The sequence below is a fragment of the Streptomyces omiyaensis genome (genome assembly GCF_014650895.1).
Lineage (GTDB): Bacteria > Actinomycetota > Actinomycetes > Streptomycetales > Streptomycetaceae > Streptomyces > Streptomyces omiyaensis.
On record NZ_BMVV01000062.1, the window covers coordinates 1 to 6,652 of the forward strand.

General features: G+C 76.8%; 1 protein-coding gene. It reads right to left on the reverse strand.

Features of this window, described 5'->3' with window-relative positions:
• A partial coding sequence (locus IE287_RS37845; RefSeq protein ID WP_189853970.1) for a type I polyketide synthase occupies positions 1-6,652 on the reverse strand: 6,652 nt, incomplete at both ends.

Genomic DNA, 6,652 nt, shown 5'->3' on the forward strand with positions numbered 1-6,652 from the left:
TTGGGGGCGGTCAGGCCGTTGGAGGCGCCGTCCTGGTTGACGGCCGAGCCGCGCAGGACGGCGAGGACCTGGTGGCCGTTGCGGCGGGCGTCGGAGAGCTTCTCGACGAGGAGCAGGCCCACGCCCTCGGCCCAGCCGGTGCCGGAGGCGTCGGCGGAGAAGGAGCGGCAGCGGCCGTCGGTGGACAGGCCGCGCTGGCGGGAGAACTCCACGAAGGTGCTGGGGCCCGACATGACGGTGACGCCGCCGGCGAGGGCGAGGTCGCACTCGCCGCCGCGCAGGGCGTTGGCGGCGAGGTGGAGGGCGACCAGGGAGGAGGAGCAGGCGGTGTCGACGGTGACGGCCGGTCCTTCCAGGCCGTAGGTGTAGGACAGGCGGCCGGAGACGACGCTGGAGAGGTTGCCGGCGAGCAGGAAGCCCTCGAACTCCTCGGGGCTCTTGGCCAGGCGGGAGGCGTAGTCGTCGTACATGGCGCCGGTGAAGACGCCGGTGCTGGTGCCGCGCAGGGCGGCGGGGTCGATGCCGGCGCTCTCGAAGGTCTCCCAGGCGGTCTCCAGGAGGAGGCGCTGCTGGGGGTCGGTGGCGGTGGCCTCGCGGGGGGACATTCCGAAGAACGCCGGGTCGAAGCGGTCGGCGTCGTGGAGGAAGCCGCCGTGGCGGGTGTAGGAGGTGCCGGTCTTCTCGGGGTCGGGGTCGTAGAGGGAGTCGAGGTCCCAGCCGCGGTTGTCGGGGAAGGCGCTGATGGCGTCGGTGCCGTCCAGGACGAGGCGCCACAGGTCGTCGGGTGAGGTGACGCCGCCGGGGAAGCGGCAGGCCATGCCGACGATGGCGATCGGCTCGTCGGCGGAGGTGGTGGTCTTGCGGGCGGGGGCGGTGGGGGCGGGCCGGGTGCCGGCGGCCTGCCGGTGCAGGTGGGCGGCGAGGGCGGCGGGTGAGGGGTGGTCGAAGACGGCGGTGGCGGGCAGGCGCAGCCCGGTGGCGGCGTTGAGGCGGTTGCGCAGTTCGACTCCGGCCAGGGAGTCGAAGCCGATCTCCCGGAAGGCGCGTTCGGGGTCGATGCCTTCGGGGCTCGCGTGGCCGAGGACGCCGGCGACGATGCCGCGGACCAGGTCGGAGGCGGCGGCGCGGCCCTCGTCCTGGGGCAGGGCGGCGATGGTCTGGGCCCATGCGGTGCCGCCGGCCGGGGTGCCGGCGCCGGCGGCGGTCCGGGCGGGGGCGGGGCGGGGCCGGATCAGGGTGCGCAGCAGGGCGGGCGGGTTGCCGTCGGAGGCGGTCCGCAGCCGGGCCAGGTCGAGCAGGGCCGGTACGACGAGGGGGTCGGCGCCGGCGAGCGCGGTGTCGAAGAGGGCGAGGCCGGTGTCGGGGTCGAGGGGGTCGACGCCGGCGCGGGCCCAGCGGGCGAGGTCGGCGTCGCCGAGCTGGGCGCCCATGCCGTGGGTCGCGTCCCACAGGCCCCAGGCCAGGGAGAGGCCGGGCAGGCCCTGGGCGCGGCGGTGGGCGGCGAGGGCGTCGAGGTAGGTGTTGGCGGCGGCGTAGTTGGCCTGGCCGGCGGTGCCGGTGATGCCGGAGACGGAGGAGAACAGGACGAAGGCGGCGAGGTCGAGGTGGCGGGTCTGCTCGTGCAGGTGCCAGGCGGCGTCGACCTTGGGCCGCAGGACCCGGGTGAGCTGGTGGGGGGTGAGGGACTCGACGGTGGCGTCGTCGAGGACGCCGGCGGTGTGCACGATCGCGGTGAGCGGGTGTGCGGGGTCGATGCCGGCGAGGAGGGTGGCGACGTCGGCGGGGTCGGCGGCGTCGGCGGCGACGGTGCTCACGTGGGCGCCGAGGCGGGTGAGTTCGTCGGCGAGCCGGTCGGCGCCGGGGGTGTCGGGTCCGCGGCGGCTGGTGAGCAGCAGGTGGCGCACGCCGTGGTTGGTGACCAGGTGGCGGGCGAGGAGGCCGCCGAGGCCGCCGGTGCCGCCGGTGATCAGGACGGTGCCGTGCGGGTCGGGGCGGGGGGTGTCGGCGGGGGCGGGGGCGCGGTCGCGGGTGAGGCGGGGGACGTGGATGCGGGTGCCGCGCAGGGCGAGCTGGGGTTCGCCGGTGGCGAGGGCGGCGGGCAGCCGGTCGGTGGCCTCGGGGGTGGTGTCGGTGTCGACGAGGACGATCCGGTCGGGGTGTTCGCTCTGGACGGCGCGCAGCAGGCCCCAGACGGGGGCGGCGGCGAGGCCGGGGACGGCTTCGCCGGGGGTGGTGGCGACGGCGCCGGTGGTGACGAGGGCGAGGCGGGTGTCCTCGTAGCGCTCGTCGGCGAGGAAGCGCTGGGTGAGGGCGAGGGCGAGGGCGGTGGTGGTGTGGGCGTCGGCGGGGGTGTGGGGGGTGGCGTCGGTGGGGGTGTGCAGGCGGACGAGGAGGACGTCGGTGGCGTCGGCGGTGAGGCCGGGGCCGTCGGCCCGGGCCGCCGTCTCGGCTTCGGCCGGGTCGAGTGCGGTGATGCGGGGTGCGGGGCCGGCGGCCGGGGCGGTGCGTTCGGTCCAGGCCAGGGTGAACAGTCCGTCGGTGGTGGCGGCGGGGGCGATGCGGTCCTTGGCGACGGGCCGCAGGACGAGGGCGTCGACGGCGGCCACGGGTGCGCCGGTGGTGTCGGCGAGGTGGAGGCTGACGGTGTCGGGGCCGGCGGGGGCGATGCGGACGCGCAGGGTGGTGGCGCCCACGGCGTGGGTGCTGACGCCGCTCCAGGCGAACGGCAGCCGGATGGTGCCGGGGTCGGCGCCGTCGGCGGCGTCGAGGACGACGGGGTGCAGGACGGCGTCGAGGAGCGCGGGGTGGACGCCGTAGCGGGCGGCGGCCTCGTGCTGGGCCTCGGGGAGGGCGACTTCGGCGTAGGTGGTGCCGTCGGTGCCCCGCCACAGGCCGCGCAGGCCCTGGAAGGTGGGGCCGTAGGCGTATCCGAGGCCGGTGAGCCGCTCGTAGGCGTCGTCGGTGGTCTCGGGCCGGGCGTGGGGCGGCGGCCACTGGGTCAGTTCGTCGAAGGCGCCGGTGGCGGTGGCGGGGGTGGTGTCGAGGGCTCCGGAGGCGTGGCGGGTCCAGGCGGTCCGGGTGTCGTCGTCGGTGTCGGGCCGGGAGTGGACGGTGAAGGTGCGCAGGCCGGAGGGGTCGGGGGGTGCGACGGCGACCTGGACGCGGACGGCGCCGCGTTCCTCGGGCAGGACGAGGGGGGTTTCCAGGGTCAGTTCGACCAGGTGCTCGGCTCCTGCGGTGCGGCCCGCCGCGGTGGCCAGTTCGACGAAGGCGGTGGCGGGGACCAGGACGGTGCCCTGGATGCGGTGGTCGGCGAGCCAGGGGTGGCCGGCGGTCGACAGGCGGCTGGTGAGGACGAGGCCCTCGCGGTCGGCGAGGTCGACGGCGGTGGCCAGGAGGGGGTGTCCGGCCGGGTCGAGGCCGAGGCTGCGGGCGTCGGTGCGGGCCTCGGGGCGCAGCCAGTAGTGGCTGCGGGTGAAGGCGTAGGTGGGCAGCTCGGCGGGGGTGGCGGTGGGGAAGAACGAGGCCAGGTCGAGGGGGGCGCCCAGGGTGTGGGCGCGGGCGAGTCCGGCGGCCAGGGTGGTGTTCTGGGGGCGGCCGGCCCGCTGGAGGGCGACGGCCCGGGAGGTGTCGGTGCGGAAGGAGCCGGCGGCCATGGCGGTCAGGACGGCGTCGGGCCCGATCTCGACGAAGGTGGTGACGCCCTCGTCCTCCAGGGTGCGGGTGGCGTCGAGGAACCGTACGGTGCCGCGGATCTGGCGCACCCAGTAGTCGGGGGTGAGCAGGTCGTCGCCGGTGGCGGTGCGGCCGGTGACGGTGGAGACGACCTGGAGGCGCGGCGGGTGGTAGGTGAGGCCTTCGGCGACGGTGCGGAACTCGTCGAGGACGGTGTCCATGTGCGGGGAGTGGAAGGCGTGGCTGACCGTCAGGCGGCGGGTCTTGCGGCCGCGTTCGCGCCACAGGGCGGCGAGTTCCTCGGCGGCGTCGGCGTCGCCGGAGACGACGACGGCGTCGGGGCCGTTGACGGCGGCGACGGCGAGGCGGCCGGTGTAGGGGGCGAGGGTCTGGGCGGTCTCGTCCTCGCCGGCCTGGAGGGCGACCATCGCGCCGCCGGGGGTGGCCGCCTGCATGAGCCGGCCGCGGGCGGCGACGAGTGCGGCGGCGTCGTCGAGGGTGAGGACTCCGGCGACGTGGGCGGCGGCGAGCTCGCCGATGGAGTGGCCGGCGACCGCGTCGGGGGTCAGGCCGTGGGCCTGGAGCAGGGCGTGGAGGGCGACCTCCAGGGCGAACAGGGCGGGCTGGGTGGTGCGGGTCTCGTGCAGCGGGGCCGTCGTGCCGGTCTCGGCGGGCGCGTCGTCGAAGACGACCTCCCGCAGCGGGCGGTCGAGGTCGAGGTGGGCGTCGAGTGCCGTGCAGACGCGGTCGAGGGCGGCGGCGAAGACCGGGTGCGCCGCGTACAGTTCGCGGCCCATGCCGGGGTACTGGGCGCCCTGTCCGGTGAAGAGGAAGGCGGTGCGGCCGGCGCGGGCGGCGGAGCCGGTCACCAGCTGCGGGGTGTCGGCGGCGGGGTCGCGGCGCAGGGTGTCGAGTCCGGCGAGGAGTTCGGCGGTGGTGGTGCCGGTGACGACGGCCCGCTCGGGCCAGGTGGCGCGGGTGGTGGCCAGGGAGAGGCCGATGCCGGCCGGGTCGAGGCCGGGGTGGGCGGTGAGGTGGTCGTGGAGCCGTGCGGCCTGGGCGGCGAGGGCGGGCCGGTCGGGGGCGGACAGGGCCCACGGGACGGGGGTGCCGGGCCGGGCGGGGGTGGGCCGGTCGGGGGTGGGGGTGGCGGGCCGGGCGGGGGTGTCGGGGGCCTGTTCGATGATGACGTGGGCGTTGGTGCCGCTGATGCCGAAGGAGGAGACGGCGGCGCGGCGGGCGCGGCGGGTGGCGGGCCAGTCGCGGGCCTCGGTGAGCAGTTCGACCGTGCCGTCGGTCCAGTCGACGTGCGGGGTGGGCTCGCCGACGTGGAGGGTGCGGGGCAGCACGCCGTGGCGGATCGCCTGGACCATCTTGATGACGCCGCCGACGCCGGCGGCGGCCTGGGCGTGGCCGATGTTCGACTTGAGGGAGCCGAGGTAGACCGGGGCGTGGTCGCCGCGGTCGGTGCCGTAGGTGGCGAGGATCGCCTCGGCCTCGATGGGGTCGCCCAGGCGGGTGCCGGTGCCGTGGGCCTCGACGGCGTCCACGTCGGCCGGGGTGAGGCGGGCGTCGGCGAGGGCCTGGCGGATGACCCGCTGCTGGGAGGGGCCGTTGGGGGCGGTCAGGCCGTTGGAGGCGCCGTCCTGGTTGACGGCCGTGCCGCGCAGGACGGCGAGGACCTGGTGGCCGTTGCGGCGGGCGTCGGAGAGCTTCTCGACGAGGAGCAGGCCCACGCCCTCGGCCCAGGAGGTGCCGTCGGCGTCGGCGGAGAAGGACTTGCTGCGGCCGTCGGCGGCCAGGCCGCGCTGGCGGGAGAACTCCACGAACATGCCGGGGGCGGACATGATCGTCGCGCCGCCCGCGAGGGCGAGGGTCGTCTCGCCCTGGCGCAGGGACCGTACGGCCATGTGCAGGGCGACGAGGGAGGAGGAGCAGGCGGTGTCGACGGTGAGGGCGGGGCCGACGAGGCCGAGCTGGTAGGCGATGCGGCCGGACATGACGCTGCTGGTGGAGCCGGTGAGGAGGTGGCCCTCGACGCTCTGGGGCGCCTCGTGGAGGCGGGTGCCGTAGTCGAGCGCGGTGGCGCCGACGAAGACGCCCGTGCGGCTGCCCTTGAGGGTGTGCGGGTCGATGCCGGCGCGCTCGACGACCTCCCAGGCGGTCTCCAGGAGGAGGCGCTGCTGGGGGTCCATGGCGAGGGCCTCGCGCGGGGAGATCCCGAAGAAGCCGGCGTCGAAGAGGGCCGCGTCGTGGAGGAAGCCGCCCTCGCGTACGGAGCTCTTGCCGGAGCGCTCGGGGTCGCGGTCGTACAGTTCCTCGTCCCAGCCGCGGTCGGTGGGGAAGCCGGAGATGGCGTCGGTGCCGTCGGCCACCAGCCGCCACAGGTCCTCGGGGGAGGCGACGCCGCCGGGGTAGCGGCAGGCCATGGCGACGATGGCGATCGGTTCGTCGTCCTGGAGGGCGGCGGCGGGGGCGGGGGTGGTGTCGCCGGCCGTGGCGCCGTGCAGTTCGCTCTCGACGTGCGCGGCGAGGTCGGCCGGGGTGGGGTGGTCGAAGAGGAGTCCGCCGGCGAGGCGCAGGCCGGTGGCGGTGGCGAGCCGGTCGCGCAGTTCGACGGCCATGAGGGAGTCGAAGCCGAGGTCCTTGAAGGTGGTGCGGGCGTCGGCGCGGCGGCCCTGGTCGTATCCGAGGACGGCGGCGATGTGCGCGGCGGTGAGGTCGGTGACGGCGCGGGTGCGCTCGGCGGGGGTCATCGCGGCGAGCCGGCGGCCGAGTTCGCCGCGGGGGGCGGGGGTCTCGGCGGGGGCGGGGGCGGCCGGGGCGGGCAGGGGGCGGTCGGGGGCGGTGCGGGGTTCGAGCCAGTGGCGCTCGCGCTGGAAGGCGTAGGTGGGCAGGGGGACGCGGCGGGCGCCGGTGTTCTCGTAGAGGGTCTGCCAGGCGACGGGGACGCCGCGGGTGTGGAGGGTGGCGACGG